Genomic DNA, 20708 nt, shown 5'->3' with positions numbered 1-20708 from the left:
GATTGGTGCCAAAGAAGACTCGTAGGGTGAATACCCCAACATTTGACAGAGAGCCAAATAAAAAGGGTTAACATTCCGACTAGCTACTTCTACTTGTCCCTAAGACTTCGCAAAGCTAGCGTCAAAATGTTAACCCCTTCACTTCACAGTGCCAATACTGGTAGTTACATATTAAGCAAACACTTCATCAAAGTTTGCTTCATCAATCAACGTTCCTACATAGAAATCGCTGAAGATACCATATCTTGCACTCGCTTCTTCAAAGCGCATATCGTAAACAATTTTCTTAAATTGGATATCGTCATCACTAAAAATAGTAACGCCCCATTCCCAATCATCAAGACCAACACCACCTGTAGTGTACTCAGATAGTACTTCTAAATATGGTCTACCAGTGATGCCGTGTTCACGCATCATACGACCGCGTTCCTCTTGAGGCAACATATACCAGTTATCATTGCCTTCACGCTTCTTCGTCATATTATAAAAACAAATATACTTATCCTTTGGTACAGTTGGATACAATTTAGCATCCACTTCAGGCGTATCAAGCTTAGCTTTTACATACGCACTGACCTCTGTTACAGACGTATAAGAATACGTTTGAACTAATACAGACGCAATCGTAAGGCGGCGGAATTTACGTTCCCATCGAGCCAAATCATCAAGAGACGGCGCCAAAATCCACAACAAAAGATCGCCCTTATAACCATTCACATCATAGAATGCATAACTGCCTTCTTTAGCTTGGTGCATAGACTCCAACTCAGCCAAAAACGCCTTTAACTCACCGCGAGCCTCAGCCTTCTCCTCTGCATCAAAACAATTCCAAGCACTAAAATCCATGGAAAACACCATATGTTGACTATGCCAACCCTCAACAGTAGGAATTGCCTTACCCATAATACCACTCCTTTTCACATAAAATATATAAAACACAATTTACAATTACAAAAATCAATTACATAAATCGAGCCCCTAGCCCAAAGACTGTTCTCCTCTACTCTGGGCTAAAGAACCTTGTGCAACCGTTTGGCTAAAATACTCTACTGTAGGTTCTAGATAGTCTCCAGAAGGCGCCTTTAGTAGGTCGAGGCCCTAGGCCGATGACCGTTCTCCTCTAGTTTAAGCTAAAGGGCTCTTGTGCTACGGTTGTTTAAAAAAATCTACACTAGGCGATGAATTGCGGTTTATCCTACAGTAGGTGCGAGATGGTCTTCAGGAGGCGACTTTAGTAGGTCAAGGCCCTAAGCCGAAGACCGTTTCCCTCTACACTAGCCTAAAGGAACCTTGTGCAACGGTTTGGCTAAAATACTCTACGGTAGGTTCTAGATGGGCTCTATGTATTGAGACACTACCACAGTAGGTGATGGATTTAGGTTAATGTTTATTCTACAGTAGGTGCGGGATGGTCTTCAGGAGGCGACTTTAGTAGGTCAAGGCCCTAAGCCGAAGACCGTTTCCCTCTACACTAGCCTAAAGGAACCTTGTGCAACGGTTTGGCTAAAATACTCTACAGTAGGTTCTAGATGGGCTCTAAGTATCGAAATACTACTACAGTAGGTGATGGATAAGCATCCTGAAGCGACTTTAGTAAGTCGAGGCCCTAGGCCGAAGACTGTTAAGCTAGTTGGAGCTGAAGGAGGCTTATCCATCACCGGTCATGTAGCACTACTCATACAAACGCCCATCCAGAACCGGCCACGTAGATTATTGAGACAACCGTTGCACAAGTTCCTTAGCCTGTTTTACCCCATCCGGTATCCCAATCCCATCAAACGGTGTCCCAATGAGACACAAGTTAGGATAATGTTCTTTCACATGCTCACGAACAGCTGCAATAGCAGCACGATGTCCCACATTGTATTGAGGCATGCAATGTATTAAGCGATTAATTTTGATCCATTCTGGATTCGCTTTAAAATTCATAATACGTTGAATTTCTTTAAGAGCTAACGCAGAAAGTTCTTCATCACTATAGCGTTCTACCACATCATTACCAGGTTTACCGATAAAGACACGAAGAACGATTTTATCATCCGGTGTTGTTTGAGGCCATTTTTGGTTCAATATGGTACACGCCGTTAGTGGTGTGTCTGTTTTACGGGTAATTAACAGACCAGAGCCTTTTAGTTCACCATCAAAGGCTGCTTTATCGAAGGCCATGATTGCAATAGCACAACTGGATTGTTCTATGTTGCGTACGCCATCAAATCCAGTATCCCCTATGAACCAATCTTTATACGTAGCCGGTGGTGTAGAGATAACCAACATATCAGAGGTTTCTTCTCGGCCATTCACATGATAACGATACATAGCATCTACATACGATATATCTCGTACGAGGGCATTCGTAGTCAATGTAACATTGGATGGCATTTGTTCTACAATAGCACTTACCACACTTTCAAGACCACCCGTTAATTGTCTGAACATACCAGACTGTGATGCGGTTCCCTTTGATGCTTTTAGATTTCTATTCGTTTGGTGAGCGCTAGATTGTTTCTTATCAAATTGAGCATCCGTCATGGTTCCTTTACCAGCACGGGGAACATCGCCTTCATTAACAGCACCTTTAGCAGCCTTAGAAACACCAGCTTTTTGGTGACTCATTTTAGCCGCAATCATGCCCTTAACCATATTCCCGTATTTTTGCTCTACTTGAATAAAATGAGGAAATGTAGATAATAGACTGATTTTATAAATATCTCCCCCATAAATGCCTGCCAATAAGGGCTCAATTAATTTATCCATCATTTCTTGGCCTAAATGATAACGAAAGAAATGACCAATCGACACATCCCCATGTGCATCTAAAGGATAAGGCTTTTTAAAGTAATCCAGACCAGCACGCAATTTACCAGCCCAGGAGATTAAGGTTGCTTTCACAAAAGGCATCATTTCTGTAGGGACACCCATGATGGAACCACCTGGAATTGGGTGAATGTTACCACGGTCATACACATAGGCCTGACCGGTTTCATTAGATACAAGCGTATCTGCTAGACCAAGATCTGTAATGAGATCAGTCATTTCTGTTTTGCGGCCCAAATAGGAATCCGGTCCTAATTCAACAACAAAATCATCTACTTGTTGCGTTTGAATTTTACCGCCAAATCGAGGGGCCTGTTCATATAATTGTATCTGCCAATCTGGTTTGGCATGACCTAAATAATAGGCTGCAGTAAGCCCCGTAAGGCCACCACCAACAATCGTTACCTTCACTTATTAATCCTTTCTTGTATAGCCTTTGCCATGGCCTCCATAAATAGGGGATTTCCATTAGGCATAGGCAAACGTTCATATGTGGCCCCTGCGTTCTCAACGATGTTACGACAAATAATATCATTGTCATACAAAATTTCTACATGATCGCTAACAAATCCAAAAGGGATACATACAATGCGTTTTGCCCCATCTAGAAGAGCCTGTTCAATGACACTTTCAATAGTAGGACCTAACCATTCACCATAGGGCGCCGCACTTTGCCACGCTTGATACCAATGGTTTAGGCCTACTCTTTTCGCAATTTGGTTTGCTGCAGATATCACTTCATCTTCATAGTTTCCAACCGTTGAAGTAGGAACACTATGGGCAGAGAAAATACAGGCTGTATCAGCTTGTAATGGATTCGCTGCCATCAACTGTGAACACCAGTATTCAAAAAACTGCGGTCTATTCCACCAAGATTTGATAATTTCACAAGATATATTCGGATACGCTCGTAATATAGAATGTAATTTCCGTTCATATGCGCCCGTTCCAACCATAGAATAAAACGGCGATGTGACAATGCATAAAATAGAGGTATACCCTGCAGCTGCTATAGATTCTACAGCTTGTTCCATACTATTAGGCATATGAAGATAGGCCAAATACATCGAGTCTATCTTCAATAGTGATGCAAGAGTTTTCTTTTGCTCTTCCCCCATCGTTTGCAACAGCTTATTATCCCATTGTCCGATGGCATCATAACGAGCAGATAGGGCCTCCAATTCTCGTTCCGTCGGGATTTTTCCGCGTCGAATACTCGTCAAATAGGGTAATAAATCAGATGGTTGACGAGGTGTACCAAAAGATAATAACAGTATAGCCGGCTTCATATTATCGGCTTTCACGAGCCCATAATTCACGGCTCTTTTCATGAACATAGTCTGTCAACCAATGCAATTTTGCTGGATCCGCCTCAGGGAACACACCATGCCCTAAGTTAAATACATGTTTACCATGACGAACACCATCCATTAAAATTTCATCTACTATCTTGGCTATTGTTTTTGTATCCCCGTATAAATAAGCAGGATCAAGGTTCCCCTGTACTGTTTGGGTAACACCTCTATCCTTAGCTGCCCCAAGAGAGCTTCGCCAGTCTAAAGCGATTACATCGAGAGGCAATTTAGCCCAAGTAGAAACAAGATGGTCTGTACCGACACCATTCATGGCAAGCGGCAAATTAGGGAATCTAGATTTTACCGTCGAAATAATACGTTTCATATGAGGGAAAATCGCTTGTTCATATTCTGTGCTATTAACAGCGCCCACCCAAGAATCAAAAATCTGTAAAGCATTAGCACCAGCACGCGCTTGCATTGTCAAATATTCAATGGACATATCCGCTAATTTTCCCATTAGTCCATTCCAAATTTCAGGTTCGCTGATTAACATTCCACGAGTCTTGTTATAACTTTTCGTAGGACCGCCTTCAATTAGGTAGGATGCGATGGTAAATGGTGCGCCACAGAATCCAATAAGCGGTACATCAAGCACCTCGGTAGTCAACAACTCAATGGTCTTGGCGATATACTCTACCTTTGTTGCATCAAATGCGTGTAATCGTTCAATATCTTCTATACGGTGAATTGGAGTATCAAATACAGGGCCTACGCCGGGTTTAATATCCACATTCACGCCAATAGCCACCATAGGGCTCATAATATCCTTATATAGAATAGCCGCATCAACGCCATATTCTTTAACCGGTAGTTCTGTCACTTGTGCACACAACTCTGGTTGCTTGGTAATTTCAAACAATGTGTACTTTTCTTTTATCTTACGATAAGCCGCCTGACTACGCCCTGCTTGGCGCATATACCATACCGGTGTTATGCCAGGGTTCTTACCCTGAATCATATCTAAATAAGCAGTATTCAAACTTCCACCCCTTTCTACAAAACACACCCATACATTTATATACGTACCCTTATATTAAGAAATTGCGCTTATATTTGCGCTTATATTAAAAGTGTACTCCAAAAGTGATGAATATGCAAAGTCAGATATTCTCTATATTTTTTATGATAAAAAATCATGCACGTTGGAGTATATGCGTATCTATGCCAGTAATAGCTTGACCCATATAATACACTTGTTGCTGACACGTAAACAACCAAATTTGTTGCTGTTCACCAAGTTCAGCTAACAACTCAAGCGCACTCTTTTGGCGATCTTCATCAAATCGAACTAGGATATCATCTAATATAATTGGCAATGCATCCACTTGGTATGAAAAGACTTTTGCTAGTGCTAAACGCAATGCTAGATATACCTGATCTGCTAAACCACTAGACCAATGATTAATCGGTAATCGTTCACCCCGTTCATTCAAAAGGGCCAAACCATCTTGTAATCCCCACATATCAAATGTATACGCACCATTCGTTAATCGTTTAATATACTGAGATGCTAATTCTAGCATCTTTGGTTGTGACTCTTCTTCGTATGATTGTTGTGCCCGTTCCATACAATGAGCGATGACAACTTGAGTTGCCCAATCTTCCAAGGCAGATTCCAATTCAGATTCTAACTCTTGTCGTTGCTGAATGGCTTCCCGTTGCTCCTGATCTGAACCCAACGCACGCATAGCTTCCACGATTTGTCCTCGTTTCTCATAGAGGTTAGCCATCGCATCTTTGCGCGCATTCAGCTCTTGATCTGCATGGGCTAATTCATCAGTCCAATTCTCTTTATTACCCTCACGTAAACGGCGATAGAACAAATCCTTATTTTCACCATCTGGAGTTAACAAATCAAGCTGTACTTGGCTTTGCTTATAAATTGTTTCCCATTGCTTAAACTGATCTTCATCAATGAGTTTTTGACGATATTCATTGGCGCCGGACAATCCACTTTTTTCAAGCAATGCTTTTTGTTCAAGTAAAAGTTCCTTTTCCTTGCGATGCCAATTATCATACTCCATACGATAGCTTTTACGCTGTGATTCTTTTTGCTCCCAACGAATCATTTGTTGTTGAAAGTTCTTATATTGATTATAAATACGTTTTAACTCAGTAGGAGACACAGGTGCTTCAACACCAAGGTTATACCACAAAGTAACGGCTTGGTCCTCTATGACGCGCAATGATTCCTTATGCTCATCCAATCGTTTTTCATAACCTTCAATGGTCCGCAATTGTTCAGAGTACTGGTCATATTCATGCTTCATACTAAAGAAATCATCTTCATCGAGGCTCTTGGCAGCCCCTTCAGGAATCCACGCTTGCCATTCAGCCAAGGCTTTTTCATAATTAGCCTGTAGTTGTTTACCTTCATCATTGTAACGTTGCTCAATAGCAGCGGTTTCCAAGTTCGGTACATCAGATGTTGCCACAGGTAAAGGCACATCTAATTGTGTTTCTAAATACGCTTTACGTTGTTGTAATCGTTCTAATTCACGCATGCATCGCGCTATATCAGAATCATCTACATGACGAAGGCGCCATCCATACCAGAACAATCCTAGCCCCAGTATTAATAGAATAATACCACCTATGCTATATAGTACAGATTCCAGCGCAATAAGGCCTGCTAAGGACATCAATACACCAATAACGGCACCAATTCCGCCAATGCGTTGCAACCAAATCGGCATGGAGGCCATACGAGCAGAACCGTTATCTCCTATGCGGGACTCTAGCTCTGCTATATCAGACATGACCGCTTGTAACTCTTGGTGAGCCCACTCATTAACCGGACCATTTTCACCAGGTTTAGCGGATGCACCATCTTCACTGATTTTTGTTTCTTTTTGCAAGGACGGTGCTTGGCTTTGCCAATATAATAATTGGTCCTTTGCAGTGCGGAGCCGTTTAGATAAGCGTTCTCCTTCAAACCAATTCACATCAGTTGGGACCGACTCATCCTTGCGCCACGAAGATTGTAAACCTCTTGAGAAATCAAGTTGTTCCTTAACCTTAGCGATGTAGGCTTCACCTTCTTCACACTCGCGGCGTAATTGTTCCCACTTCGCACCTTGTTGAATTAAATCCTCTATATCTTGACCATAGGTAGTAAACGGACTATTAGGGTCAAAATTTTCCGGTTTTAATGCTTCTTCTTTATCAAGCCACAGCTGCATATTTTGACGCGCTTCACGAAGGCCCTCATCGATACTTAAAAACGCATCGCGGTCTAATGTGTCAGGAGATGTAAACTGTTGCATACGACGACGCGCCTCTTCGCTACGTCGATACGTATCCCATGCACGAAGCACCATCTCTACGCCTTCACGATAATCTTGCCATTCTTTGATTTGATTTTGAATTTCTGCTTCTGTATCCTCGGAAGCATGCAACGCCTGTTGTAGTTCTACATACTGCGTTTCATGTTCACCAAGTGCAGATAAACGAGCCTTGTTTTCCTGTAGTTGATCTATCAAAACATTGATGCGGCGTTTACCTGATGCAGATGCAACAAGTAAATCATTAGCATTGGTTTCAATACTTTTCACTACACCACCGAGCTGCTCGCCCCCTTCGGCGCCAAAGAATCTAGCTCGCACATCTACTTCATTGAGTATATCTACGCCTTGAAGGTCCTCTAAGGTAAGAGCGAAAATGCGATTATACGTCTTTTTATCAAGGCCATGCCACCACAATTGATTCGGCTCTTCTTTTATATTAGGCTCACCAGGAGAGTAAAAATCCAGGCTCTTATTTTGTCGGCCTAAATGATAAGCAACCCCTTCTTTGTCGAGTTCAAGAGATCCACTTACATAACCATATTTTTTATGTTTACCGCCAAACAAAAGAGAACGCATGCCTTCTAACAAAGAAGTTTTGCCACTTTCATTAGCGCCATATACAAGCTGTACACCGTTAGGACCGGATTTAAATGTCCAGTTTTCATACGGTCCAAATGAGTCGAGTCGAATCTGTTTAATGTTCATCGTTAACCCCCATTAACACCGTAACCCCTTCCATTTCACTGCGTTCCATAACCCGTTGCAATACATCATCGGATAACAAATCTAAATAACTACCAAGTCGTTTAGACTCTGGACGACTAACTAAGATTTGACGTACCGCCTCAACATCGGTAACGGTTTCATCATAGGCACGTAAATAATCACCTACCATATCAGATAATAAGCGGCGTTCCGCTAAGTTCACGGCAGATCTCGTCTTATTAATCATACGATAAGGCATAACGAAAATAGATTTACTCTTTTCCTCTGACTGTGATTCTCGCAACCATAATTTGCGGACCGCTTCATCTACACATAAGCGATGCATTGGACCAGTTCCTACTAAATGAACCGATACCAAGGTATTCTTATTATATTTCTTACGCAAGGACTGCTTTTTATGGCTCAATAACTCTAGTAACTCACGTTCTGTTTGTATGCCTGCAATATCTATCTTAATATCTTCAAAACGAATGGCACTGGTCTCAATAAATTCTAATTCACAATGTCCATTGTGTGATACGTGAACCATATAGCATCCTTTAGCACCGGATTCCTTGCGATGTAATCCTTGTGGATTGCCCGCATATACGACCATAGGGTCTTCTGAAAGCACCTGTGATTTATGGATATGGCCTAATGCCCAATAGTCCATGGCGCCTTGCATGATATCCGATAAATTACAAGGCCCTGTTACATCATGATGTTCGCTCCCCACACTAGATCCGACAGTCCCATGCATGATAGCAAGGGAAAATTCGTCCCGTTCAAAGGCTTTATATTGGGCAGCAAAATTAGTTTGTTCATTGCCATGGCCACAGCTGATGCCGTAAACGCCACCAACTTCGATATTGTTAACTATCAACGGAAATCGTTGTACCTGAGTATCCGAAAACACGTGTACATTATCAGGCATAGATAAGCCAGCGCGCCAGCTTTCAGCAGGATCATGATTACCTTGCACCATATATACGGGAATATGGGCCTCCCACAAGCGATACATGGCGCGTACAAATCGAACCTGAGCCTCTAAATTATGATCTTCACTATTATAAACATCGCCACTAATCACAACGGCATTAACGTGTTCTCGCACGGCGATTTCAATGATATTATTGAAAGCTTCGTATGTTGCTTCTGCGACGGCACGATCTACATGCCGACTCATCCCCATAGCATATTGAAAAGGAGCTCCTAAATGAAGGTCTCCACAATGTATAAAACGAAAGGGTTGCATATTGTCTCCTTTCCTAACTTATAGAATACTAACATCTAATTATACTATAAATTTCTATATAATTTATAAGATATCATATTGTAAACTAATTTATTTATATAGTTGACAATTAGTATTCAAGAATACTACAATTACATTGTAAATATATTCGTTTTTATAAGTTAACAATAACAAGGAGGCTATAATGGCACTTCCAGTAGAGCAAGAAACCCAAGTGGGTTCTTATGAAAAAATATTAACCATTGCCAATCGCATTTTACATGGTGGCGAAATTACTAAAGAAGAAGCAATCGACTTAATCCATACATCCGATGAAGACACCATGATTTTATTAGCTATGGCAGATAAAATAAAACAACATTTCAATGACAATTCCGTCGATATTTGCGCAATCGTAAATGCTCGTTCTGGTAAGTGTCCTGAAAACTGTAAATTCTGTGCACAATCTGCACACCACAATACAGGCGTTCAAGAATATCCATTTATGGATGATGAATCGATTTTAGAGGCTGCTAGAAAAGCAAAAGAAGCCGGTGCAATCCGCTTCTCCATTGTTACAAGTGGTCGAAACACTTCCAACCCTAATGAATTCAATCAAATCTTACGCGTATTAAAAGAAATTCGCGAAGAAATCGGTTTAGAAATTTGTTGTTCTCTTGGTTTGTTAACCTATGAACAAGCCCTTCAATTAAAAGAAGTTGGTGTTACTCGCTATCACTCCAATATCGAAACAGCACCAAGTCATTTTCCTGACATCTGCTCCACACATTCCTATGAGGACAAGATGTCTACCATAAAAAATGCCAAAAAAGCTGGCATTCGCGTTTGCTCTGGCGGTATCTTAGGTCTAAATGAAACGCTCGAACAACGCGTAGAAATGGCGTTTGAACTTAAACGCCTTAACATTGATTCCATCCCATTAAACATATTAAATCCGATTAAGGGTACTCCATTCGAACATAACCAAGCGTTAAAACCGATGGAAATTTTACGTACCTTCGCTGTATTCCGTTTCATTTTACCTCATGCATTAATTCGTACTGCAGGCGGTCGAGAAGTAAATCTTCGCGATTTACAATCGTACGCACTAAAAGGCGGGCTTAATGGCATCATGGTAGGCGGTTATTTAACAACCGGCGGTAGATCCCCTCAAGACGATTTACAAATGATTAATGATTTGGAATTAACCCGTACAGCCGCTCAGCTATAAACTAACGGTTGTTTCCAATCACTAGTGGATATCTTAAATTTTACCTATCTACAAAGACTGTAACACCTCTGCGTGTTTACAATACATTTACACACAAAAAATACCTAGCTAGTTGCTGTCTAGCTAGGTATTTTTATATTTATTTTTTTAAATTTATATCTAAAATATTAAATTCAAACTATTTATTGCCATAACAATCTATAGATGGCTTGGCCATTTGTATTGCCTTCAATCGGTTCAGGATCTTTATCATAATCAACATTATCATATTGAGTGCCGTTTGGCATATACGCATCTACTTCTAGAATTTCCATGGTCCGATTATAACGGCTAATATATACCTTATAGCGAAGTTCATCGCCACCTGGTTCATTAACTTTTAGCCAAAGAACGGCATCATAATCGCTTTTTTGAACACTATCATTATCTATAAACAATTGATTACCTTTGTCATCAGGACTTACATAATACCAATCAGTCGCTTGTGCTGTATTCGAATATGTTATGAGGCAAAAAAAGGCCATCAAAGCTATAAGCAACTTCATAGTGGCCCCCTTTCTAACCCAACAACAAAAGTCTTATAACTAGAACGATTTTTTTAAATATTTCTAAAAAAAATAAAGAGAAGATATTATCCTCCTCTATTATCATATCAAGAAGTATGGCATTTATCAACATTTAATAAACGAATTTTACATTTCATCTAAATTTCATAAAATATTTTTTAGAAGTTCATTTTACCTTCATAGTATTTACTTATAATTGCCATATCAAATGATAATTATAAGTAAATATTCCCTGATTACTTAATGTATTTATCTCCCGACAAGTAATACTAACCCCAAACCTACTACTTGTTTAAATACATAGGTCATTTGATGTTAATACTAACACTCCCCTTACATGAAAAAGGACTCCAGCAGGAGTCCTTTTTTCGTTGTTAAACCCATACACTTATGCAAAAAGCTGCCCTAGGGCAGCTTTTTATTTTGTAGTTCACAACCTAAATCAGATGGTACAGGTGCGATAACAGTCACCAATTCAGATTGTCCATAGGGTATAAATGTCAACGAATAGGCATGTAAGGCCTGTCTCGTATACGGTTTATTCCGCATACCATACATGGCATCGCCAATGATAGGGTGACCAATATGAGCCATATGAACGCGAATTTGATGAGTTCGTCCGGTTAACAATGTAAACTCTAACAACGATTGTACATCATCATATTCAATCACATGATATTCGGTTACAGCATCTTGACCAAATTCATCAACACAGCGGCGATTATCAAATACCGGATCCACACCGATAGGTTCATTCACCACACCATTAGATGTAATCTTTCCTTCTACGAGACCGCGATAGACACGATGAATTCGACCTTCTTGTAGCTGTTTAGTGTAATATTGTTCTGCCTCACGGGTTTTGCCAAACATAATAACACCTGTTGTATCTCGATCCAAGCGATGAACAGGCCGAATTTTATGAACTTCGCCGCGTTTAGCATAATAGCCAGCCACCAGATTACTCAATGTATGATATTTCGTTTGACCTGCTGGATGAACTAGCATAAATGGAGGCTTATACACCACAAGTGTGTGTTCATCCTCATAGAGAACCTCTATAGGTCCTTTTTCAACCTCTACACCATAATCCTTATCTTGTGGTAACTCAATAGTAATAACATCCCCTTTTCTTAGCATACGCTTAGAATGAGCAACGCGGCTATTTACCTTCACCCGTTTCTTACGGAATATCATCTGCACATTTCGAGAGGATAAAGAAAATCGCTCTTTTACATAAGCAGATACTGTTGTATCTACCTCTTCTTTTACTGTATATGTTCTCCAGCTCATATTACCACCATTCGTTGATATATGTATTTTGTTTAGGATATACCATATCTAGATAATCAATCCAATGAGATCCGCCTTGTAATTTACCTTCAAACACAAGATCTTTAGCTGATACAGCCCCCATCAACAAGACTGTTAGACCGCCAATGTCTATAGTGATATCGATTTCATCCACAGATTCAGCAGAAACGCGTTTTACGTTAGGTAAAGTGCTTTCACCTAGGGTAAGGGCAAACACACCATTATTCCAATCGCATAATGTATCGGTAATCTTAATGTTTAGGGTAATTGGCATCATAACGGCTTCTGGATTAACAGGTACCGTAGTCAACGCTGTTTCTACGTCTACGATACGCGCCATCATATACGGCATCGTTGTATGACCTGTTTTTCCATCAGGAACAAATCTATAACCCGTATCATGCAACCCTTCATTCCAACGAATGCTTTCACCTTGAGAACGATGGTTATAAAAATAATTAAGCAAACCACGTTGAGCACGACGTGTTGTGTATACAAATTCTGTAACTGGAATTTCAGGAGCCCCCAAACGATATACGGCGTAACCTTCGATTTGACCTTCATCATTTTTCACGACCGCAATGTTCACACCTTCAGCAAAGAAACTGCCTAATAGACGTTTCCATTCCTTCTCACCCCGTTCCGCATAGCCACATAAATCCTTCGTATAGGCTTTGTAAACAGGATCAAGCAATGTCCATTGCTCTACATCATTTAGCAATCCAAAGGATAAGGTTTTATCCGTCAAAGGACGCAAACTCTCTAATGGCATGGTCTGTACCCATTGATGAGCGTACAAATCCCAGCCATATTGTTGGTAAAATCCCGCTTTAGAAGGCATTAAAATGGTAATGCCTTGACCACGACGGCGCAATTCTTCTAAGGAGTGCAACAATAATGCACCACCTACGCCACCACGACGTGCAGCTGGATGAGTAGCAACACCAACCATATAACTAGTAGGCAAGATAGCGCCACGCACATTGATGTTATATTGACGCAAATGAACAGTGGAGAGCAATTGACCTTCTTGGATACCTACGACAGTATTCTCCGGTTCATAACAGTTAGAAAAATAATATTGAAAGAACGGATCTTCTTTTGGTTCAAAGCAATACGCCCAAAGCGCTTCTACTTGTGCCGTATCTTGTGATGTAGCAATTCTAAAATCCATACGATTTCCTTTCTATCCAAAATAGCTCTAGAGCTATATATTTCATATTGTAGAATGTATTTCACACACTCTACTCTTTATTATAACGGAAAAGAGTGGCACCATATAGTACCACTCTCATATTCGTTATTAGATTGACCTGATTATTTACCGCCCGTTGCATTATCTGCTTCATTAGCATATACAGCATCATATTTTTCTGCGAAATGATCAGGATTATAAGATTCCTTCGCTTGACGAAGACCAGGCAAGCCCATATCTTCTTCACGATTGATAAACTCTACATTGCTAAATTCATGGCGGATGAATTCATTATTAATTGCTTGATACAAACCGCGAATATCCGGATTGGCTTTTTCGATGTGAATTAAAGCCATTCTATCATTCATTAATTCGCCGATACTGAAAGCCTCTACGCGACCAAACAACTTAATAGCACCGCCTTTTAAGCCCAAGACATCCCAATGATCAAAGAGTAAATTAATAGCCACTAATTCATCTTCAATACCTTCTTCGTGATGAGTTTCCACCCAAGACGCTGCTGTCTCACGACACAATGGAATGATGTCTTCTGTAATTGGCACATATTCATAGTTGGAATATTGCATACGGAATTGATTCAAGTGATTTTTCTTTTGACGGAATTTCTTACCAGACAAATTGATAAGATCTTCAGACTTATAAATATATTCGTAGTTATCACGGTCAGGTGTGAATACGTAACGGCCTGGGCATAGTTCCTCCATCCGTTCTTTCACAACCTTGCTAACACCTTTGAAAATGAATGGTAATTTATTTTCTACAAACCATTCTTTTGCACGCAATAAACCATCGAGGAACTTCGCATCCTTACCAGCAAATGGAGGTAATAGGAATGGATCGCGCTTACCACCACCTTGGATGTACAATACGCCATTTTCCTCAGCCCAACGAATGCCATAGGCTTCTTGCCACATATACAATGTAGTAAAGCAATTATCCGACGCTTCATAATGATGTTGTTCAAAATATTTATCGATTAATGGTTTGTCTCTTAATTCAAAACGTTTAAATTCTAAAATAATAATCTCCTCCTTTTCAACATTCATGGTTGCTAGTTTCTAGCTACACATAAGATACTTATTGAACCTTCACCTTTTCACCTAATTCAAAGGTTCCCTTGGTTGTAATAACTTGTTCGCCTTCATTGAGGCCTGTCATGATGGACACATACCCATCTTGTTCATCCCCTACTTCAACGACACGTACGTCTACTGTATTATCAGCGGTTAATACATATACATATTTACCATCTTGATTTTCACGTACTGCCGCAGCAGGAACAACGAGCATCTTAGCTTGAGCACTAGATTCGATGGACAAACTATAAAATTCACCGGCCTTAATAGCTCCTTTTTCATTGTTGAAAGTAGCCTTAACTAGTACACTTGGTACATTTTCAGGCTGATTTGTATCTATATAGGTCAACTCACCTGGAATATCTGAATCACCAACATGTAAAGACACTTTAATGCTTGATTTTGCCTCTGGGCTAGCTAATTTCATAGCCGCATCACGAGGAATACTCAAGGATGCTACCATAGGCGTCTCTTGTTGTATCAACATAAATGGACGGTCTGCAATCGCCATTTGACGATCTTCATTGTAAATAGCAGTCACCACACCAGCTATAGGAGCCGTAATATTAGCGGCAGCTATTTGTGCGGACACCTGAGCAATTTGTGCCTCAATAGCAGCAACACTAGCACCGTTGCCACCACCGCCACCACCAGTTGTGGTTGTCACAGTTTGAGGTCGAGACCGTTCTAGAATACGATTATATTCCTTTTCTGTAATATTGCCAGCCTCGCGCATCTGACGTGCACTTTCAAGTTGTGCACTGCTAACCGTAGGCGCCGTCGTTGTCGTTGTTGTTTCAACAGCAGGCGTATAGGATTGGGCCGCACTAAGCTGACCTTGTAAGGACGCTAATTGTTGTTGCAATGCCGACGTATCAATTGTCGCCACCACTTGACCCTGTGTTACCTTATCGCCTATCTTCACAGCATACGTAGCCGCACCTGATACAGCGGGCGTAATAGTGGACTTATTAAGAGCTGTTACATTCGCTTCATTATGAATTTGTAACGGCATATCTTTATAAGTAACATCGGCAACGGATACCGTAGATGTACCACAACCTGCAATCGCACATACAACAATGACCAATAGTACCATTACAGCACCAAGTCGAAATTTGTTCATACTTTCACCTTATCTCTATCCATTGTATTGATTTTTATCAATACCTTAGTATATCACAAAATCAATAAGAATTGTATGAAAGCTAATTCCCTATATGATTAGATATTACTAGGCAGAAATAATATCTGATATAATATTCCTAAACAAGTATACATATGGAGGTTTCTCATGGAAGAACGTATGGATTTTAGAATTTTAAATAATGGTAGCTTTGTGCCATCTATCGGATTTGGCACCTACAAAACAGGAACGTCGGAGGAAACGGAGCAAGCTGTAACGAATGCCTTACAGGCTGGATACCGTTTACTCGATACGGCAGCTTATTATGATAACGAAGAAGCCGTCGGCAAGGGCATGAGTGCATCTGGTATTAATCGGTCCGACATCATTGTAACCACTAAAATTTGGCATACCAATGCCGGTTACGATGCTACGATGCGTGCTGTTGAAAGTTCTCTAAAGAAGTTAAATACTAATTATATAGATATCATGCTTATTCACCAACCAATAGGTGATTACTACGGCTCCTGGCGCGCCATGGAGGAATTATACGACCAAAACGTGCTGCGCGGTTTGGGTCTGTCTAATTTCTACGAAGACCGCTTAATCGACTTGCTGTACCACTGCAATGTAAAGCCTGTAGTCAACCAAATCGAATGCCACCCATTCAACCAACGTCAATCCCTTATTCAATTGATGAGAAAACATCAAGTAGTAGGCATGGCATGGTCCCCATTCACACGCGATCGTCAACCTATATTTGACCACCCTATCATCAAAAGCTTGGCTGAAAAATATGGAAAAACGAAGCATCAAATCATCATGCGTTGGCATATCCAACGAGGCATCATTCCATTGCCAAAAGCAACAAGCTTAGAGCATATGAAGTCTAACTTTGACGTCTTTGACTTCAAATTATCCATTACAGATATGGATCTCATGGAGCTACTTGATCAAAGAGCGTTTTTGGAAAATCATCATACTGCTGCGGGGCTTGAGCGGATTTTACAACTAAAATAGTTATAGTTTATGAATCCTCGCATTCTTATCTCTAGCAACATACATAAATGAAATATCCCCTTCGTCAAGCCTCCACCGGCCGGGTCTGACTTCGCCCTGCGGGCTTCGCAGGGCCAAAGTCGTTTGACGAAGGGGATATTTCATTAACATAATACTCTCAGCACAATAAGAATGCGAGGATTCATGTTTACTCTAACTAATTTTATAAATTAAAATCCGCTCAAATCCAGTAATCAGTCTATCCTCTTTTCCAAAAACGCTCTTTGATTCGGGAGTAATATTAAATATTTTGTACGATAAGCATATACACTATAGTACCTACGGCAATGGATACGAGCATGTTCCGTTTCCATAGATGTAATCCTACTGTAACCAGTAATGCTATCAATTCAGGGATACCATATGGATATGCTAAGACGACGGTTTCCTTAAAGGTATATACGACGAGCATACCCATAACGGCAGCGGGTAATGCTTTGCCTAAAAAGAGTACAAAATCTGGCGCTTTTTTTCCAGGTGGGAATATGAGGAACGCTCCAAAGCGAGTCAATAATGTACCTGCTACTACGATAGCAACGGTCATTACCATTTCTATATTAGTCAAGGCGCACACCTCCCCATTTGTACGCAATATAGCAAACTACCAGCATACAGCTCATAGATAGAAGCATAAAGAGAGATTTCCCCACCAATAAGAGCATGGCTACCGCCATAGCTGCACCAGCTACACCAAAGGCTCGAATCTTATTATTCTTTGCATTAAGTAGCATTTCAAGAAATACCACAATAAATAACCCTTGTAACACGAAATCAATGCCTCGTAAATCTACAGTAGTCAATAGATTACCAAATAGACCACCTACAAAGGTACTAAATACCCAGAATACATAGTTAAGCCAAGACACGTGGAAGTAAAACCATTTTTTATCCACATCATCCGGTAATCTAGTAGACATGTTGATAGCAAAGCTTTCATCACACATCCAAGCAACGGTAGGAAACCACTTCCACCCCATATGAACATATCGTTGTAGCGCAGATAAACCGTAGAAAAAATGACGACCATTAACGAACATGGTTAAAACAAAGGCATTAATAGGATCAAATCCAGCCATCAACATACCTATCGTTACAAACTCCATAGATCCTGCAAAAATAGTTGCTGCCAAAACAGGTGGTATCCACCAAGGGAACCCTTGGCTCGTAGCATATAAACCAAATCCTAAGCCTATGAAAAAGAAGCTTATGCCCATAGGAACCATAATAGGAAAAGCATAACTAAAAGCTTGACGCCCTTTATGTAATTGTTCCATTAATATATCGCCTTCTTTCATTTACACTAGATTATGATATTCATAAAATGTATATAATGCCATTATATTCTCCATACAATGTACAAAGAAAAGACACCTACCAGGTGTCTTTTCTAATATATACACTATTCTACTAATTATAAGGCACGCGTTAAAATTTCGCGAGCCACTTTTGGTGTTATATCACCTTTTTCACCAAGTTCTGTCATGCCATGGTCTTCCAATTGTTTCACAATTTTATCAATTGCTTCTTCACCAAGACCATAATCTTTCAAATGCGTAGATACGCCAAGGGACTCGAAGAATTCACGTGTTTTAGCGATAGCCTTATCTGCTTTTTCTTCTGTTGTACCTTCTGTAATATGCCATACACGTGTAGCATATTGTGCCAATTTTTCAAGCTTGTCTGCTTTTTTCACTTCTAATATTGCAGGCAATACGATAGCTAATGTAATCCCATGGTCAAGATGATATGCAGCAGTCAATTCATGACCGATAAGATGTGTGGCCCAGTCTTGTGGTACACCGGCACCGATTAGACCATTTAATGCTAAGGTAGAGGCCCACACGTGGTTAGCACGAATGTCGTAGTTTTCTGGATTTTCTACCGTTTCTTTGCCGATTTCAATCATAGTTTTCAAAATGCCTTCGCTGAAACGATCTTGAATACGGCCTGCCACCGGGTATGTTAAATATTGCTCTGTCGTATGTACGAAAGTATCGATGACGCCGTTCTTGACTTGTTTTTCAGGCAATGTGAAAGTCAACGTAGGATCGAGCATGGAGAACTTAGGGAATACTAAGCTACTGAATACAGGGTATTTACCATCACCATAGGTAATAACAGCACCATTGTTCATTTCAGAACCAGTGGCAGGTAATGTCATAACTGTACCAAATGGTAATGGATTTGGTACCATTTCCACCGGAACCTCTGGTACACCTGCTTTCATAACCTCAATTACAGGGCCATCATAAGTAGCGCCCATAACGATAAGTTTTGTGGCATCAACTACAGAACCGCCGCCTACAGCGAGGACGAAATCTACGCCATGTTCTTTAATAAAAGCTACCGCACGTTCACAGGTCTCAAGAGATGGGTTTGGCTCAATACCACCGAATTGTTCTACCTTACGATTACCAAGTGCCTTTACAATGCGGTCAATAAGACCACTGCGCACTGCAGAGCCACCACCATAGGTAATAAGCACCTTTGCATCCTTTGGAACCAATGCATCTAATTCATCTAAACGGTCTTTACCAAATACGATATGTGTAGGGTTATAAAAATCAAAGTTAAACATAAAGACCTCCTAAGTATTATATTTCTATTCCACCACTTTAATTGTATAAAACTTATATGTATTATATCATATTTCGATTTTTTTAGATATATATTAATAACCCATTTTTACAACTATTTGAAAGCCATAGTTTTAATCTATAGATAACCAGTATATTTTGCTCTATATACAAAACCCCATTCACGTGATAGGATATATTCATTATATGTATATAGAAAGGGATGTTCACATGAAATTAAAAAAATTTATTGCCCCTCTTCTCGTTGGCGTTTTAGCATTCGCCATCGCAGGCTGTGGCACAAATACAAATCAATCTAGTCAGACACCAAAGGAAATTAAAATTGGTGCTACTGCAGGCCCTCATGCTCAAGTAGCAGAAGCAGTTGCGAAAGAGGCTCAAAAGCAAGGTATTAACCTTAAGGTTGTGGAATTCTCCGATTATGTAACACCAGACAAAGCATTGGCTGATGGAGATATCCAACTCAACGCATACCAACACGTTCCATTTATGGAAAACTTTAACAAACAAAATGGTTCCGACCTTGTAGCTATTGGCAAAACGATTTTAATGCCTATGGGATTGTATAGTAACTCTGTACATAGTGCACAAGATGTACCAAATGGCGCTATCGTAGCTATTCCTAACGATCCAACAAACGGTGGTCGTGGTCTTGCATTACTTGCTAAAGCGGGTCTCATTACATTGAAAGACGGCGTTGGCTTTAAAGCAACAGTAGCAGATATTACATCTAATCCTAAAAACCTTCAAATCCAAGAACTCGAAGCAGCTCAATTGCCTCGTAGCCTTGATGATGTAGTAGTAGCTGCTATTCCTATGAACTATGTTCAAAGCGCGGGCCTTAACGTTGAAAAACAAGGTTTCTTCTTAGAACCTAAAGACGAACCATTGGCTGTTATGATCCTTGCTGTACGCGACCAAGATAAAGACAACGAAACTTACAAAAAAATTGCAGATATCTACAAATCTGATGCAATCAAACAATTCATCAACGATACTTTCAAAGGTAGCATTACCTCTGCAAACTAGATAAACAAGAACCGACCTCTATCAAATTAGAGGCCGGTTCTTTTATTTATAATGCCAAAAAGCGATACCCTAATCAATGTTAGAGTATCGCTTTTA

Annotated in this window: 17 protein-coding genes; 3 read left to right on the top strand and 14 right to left on the bottom strand. The window is 40.3% G+C overall.

Annotation, left to right across the window (positions count from 1 at the left end):
- Nucleotides 1-171: 171 nt before the first annotated feature.
- The 6 genes from hemQ to RYP29_RS03870 form a co-directional block, all read right to left on the bottom strand.
- Entirely contained in the window at nucleotides 172-903 is a 732-nt protein-coding gene (hemQ, locus tag RYP29_RS03895) for a hydrogen peroxide-dependent heme synthase (RefSeq protein ID WP_311532338.1), read from the bottom strand.
- Nucleotides 904-1710: 807 nt separating this feature from the next.
- Nucleotides 1711-3225, bottom strand: coding sequence for a protoporphyrinogen oxidase (hemG, locus tag RYP29_RS03890; RefSeq protein ID WP_311532337.1), 1515 nt, complete (start codon nucleotides 3223-3225; stop codon nucleotides 1711-1713).
- Complete coding sequence (gene hemH / locus RYP29_RS03885; RefSeq protein WP_311532335.1) at nucleotides 3222-4151, bottom strand: ferrochelatase; 930 nt, start codon at nucleotides 4149-4151, stop codon at nucleotides 3222-3224. The genes hemG and hemH overlap by 4 nt, the downstream gene beginning before the upstream one ends.
- Nucleotides 4105-5151 (bottom strand): uroporphyrinogen decarboxylase, encoded by a 1047-nt coding sequence (hemE, locus tag RYP29_RS03880; RefSeq protein WP_311532334.1) that lies wholly within the window; start codon nucleotides 5149-5151, stop codon nucleotides 4105-4107. The genes hemH and hemE overlap by 47 nt, the downstream gene beginning before the upstream one ends.
- Nucleotides 5152-5305: 154 nt before the next feature.
- Nucleotides 5306-8164, bottom strand: a complete 2859-nt coding sequence (locus tag RYP29_RS03875; protein ID WP_311532332.1) for an AAA family ATPase — start codon at nucleotides 8162-8164, stop codon at nucleotides 5306-5308.
- The gene (locus tag RYP29_RS03870; RefSeq protein ID WP_311532331.1) at nucleotides 8154-9419 is read right to left on the bottom strand and encodes an exonuclease SbcCD subunit D; all 1266 of its coding nucleotides are present in this window, start codon (nucleotides 9417-9419) and stop codon (nucleotides 8154-8156) included. The genes RYP29_RS03875 and RYP29_RS03870 overlap by 11 nt, the downstream gene beginning before the upstream one ends.
- A gap of 184 nt (nucleotides 9420-9603) precedes the next feature.
- Here RYP29_RS03870 and bioB point away from each other — a divergent pair, with 184 nt between their 5' ends.
- Complete coding sequence (bioB, locus tag RYP29_RS03865; protein ID WP_311532330.1) at nucleotides 9604-10629, top strand: biotin synthase BioB; 1026 nt, start codon at nucleotides 9604-9606, stop codon at nucleotides 10627-10629.
- A 182-nt stretch (nucleotides 10630-10811) separates the two neighbouring features.
- Here bioB and RYP29_RS03860 read toward each other — a convergent pair whose 3' ends face one another.
- The 5 genes from RYP29_RS03860 to RYP29_RS03840 form a co-directional block, all read right to left on the bottom strand.
- On the bottom strand, nucleotides 10812-11174 hold the full coding sequence (locus tag RYP29_RS03860; protein ID WP_005375251.1) for a hypothetical protein: 363 nt from the start codon (nucleotides 11172-11174) through the stop codon (nucleotides 10812-10814).
- Between the two features lie 426 nt (nucleotides 11175-11600).
- Nucleotides 11601-12488, bottom strand: coding sequence for an RluA family pseudouridine synthase (locus RYP29_RS03855; RefSeq protein WP_311532329.1), 888 nt, complete (start codon nucleotides 12486-12488; stop codon nucleotides 11601-11603).
- A gap of 1 nt (nucleotide 12489) precedes the next feature.
- Entirely contained in the window at nucleotides 12490-13683 is a 1194-nt protein-coding gene (eis, locus tag RYP29_RS03850; RefSeq protein WP_311532328.1) for a GNAT family N-acetyltransferase, read from the bottom strand.
- A 143-nt stretch (nucleotides 13684-13826) separates the two neighbouring features.
- Nucleotides 13827-14771 (bottom strand): DUF2156 domain-containing protein, encoded by a 945-nt coding sequence (locus tag RYP29_RS03845; protein WP_016476404.1) that lies wholly within the window; start codon nucleotides 14769-14771, stop codon nucleotides 13827-13829.
- A 31-nt stretch (nucleotides 14772-14802) separates the two neighbouring features.
- The gene (locus RYP29_RS03840) at nucleotides 14803-15927 is read right to left on the bottom strand and encodes an efflux RND transporter periplasmic adaptor subunit (RefSeq protein ID WP_311532327.1); all 1125 of its coding nucleotides are present in this window, start codon (nucleotides 15925-15927) and stop codon (nucleotides 14803-14805) included.
- A gap of 168 nt (nucleotides 15928-16095) precedes the next feature.
- On the opposite strand from RYP29_RS03840, the gene RYP29_RS03835 reads away from it, so the two are divergent.
- Nucleotides 16096-16947, top strand: a complete 852-nt coding sequence (locus RYP29_RS03835) for an aldo/keto reductase (RefSeq protein ID WP_311532326.1) — start codon at nucleotides 16096-16098, stop codon at nucleotides 16945-16947.
- Nucleotides 16948-17227: 280 nt separating this feature from the next.
- On the opposite strand, the gene RYP29_RS03830 is transcribed toward RYP29_RS03835, so the two are convergent.
- The 3 genes from RYP29_RS03830 to RYP29_RS03820 all read right to left on the bottom strand — a co-directional run bounded on the left by RYP29_RS03830 (nucleotide 17228) and on the right by RYP29_RS03820 (nucleotide 19564).
- On the bottom strand, nucleotides 17228-17551 hold the full coding sequence (locus RYP29_RS03830; protein ID WP_105084758.1) for a branched-chain amino acid transporter permease: 324 nt from the start codon (nucleotides 17549-17551) through the stop codon (nucleotides 17228-17230).
- Complete coding sequence (locus RYP29_RS03825) at nucleotides 17544-18260, bottom strand: AzlC family ABC transporter permease (RefSeq protein ID WP_311532325.1); 717 nt, start codon at nucleotides 18258-18260, stop codon at nucleotides 17544-17546. Before RYP29_RS03825 ends, RYP29_RS03830 begins: the two co-directional genes overlap by 8 nt.
- Before the next feature lie 137 nt (nucleotides 18261-18397).
- Nucleotides 18398-19564, bottom strand: a complete 1167-nt coding sequence (locus RYP29_RS03820) for an iron-containing alcohol dehydrogenase (RefSeq protein ID WP_314985655.1) — start codon at nucleotides 19562-19564, stop codon at nucleotides 18398-18400.
- A 229-nt stretch (nucleotides 19565-19793) separates the two neighbouring features.
- Here RYP29_RS03820 and RYP29_RS03815 point away from each other — a divergent pair, with 229 nt between their 5' ends.
- Nucleotides 19794-20612, top strand: a complete 819-nt coding sequence (locus RYP29_RS03815; protein WP_118354062.1) for a MetQ/NlpA family ABC transporter substrate-binding protein — start codon at nucleotides 19794-19796, stop codon at nucleotides 20610-20612.
- Nucleotides 20613-20708: the final 96 nt, after the last annotated feature.

The organism is uncultured Veillonella sp. (genome assembly GCF_963534045.1).
In the GTDB taxonomy this organism is placed as follows: Bacteria; Bacillota; Negativicutes; order Veillonellales; family Veillonellaceae; genus Veillonella.
This window is presented reverse-complemented; position numbering and strand designations above follow the sequence as displayed.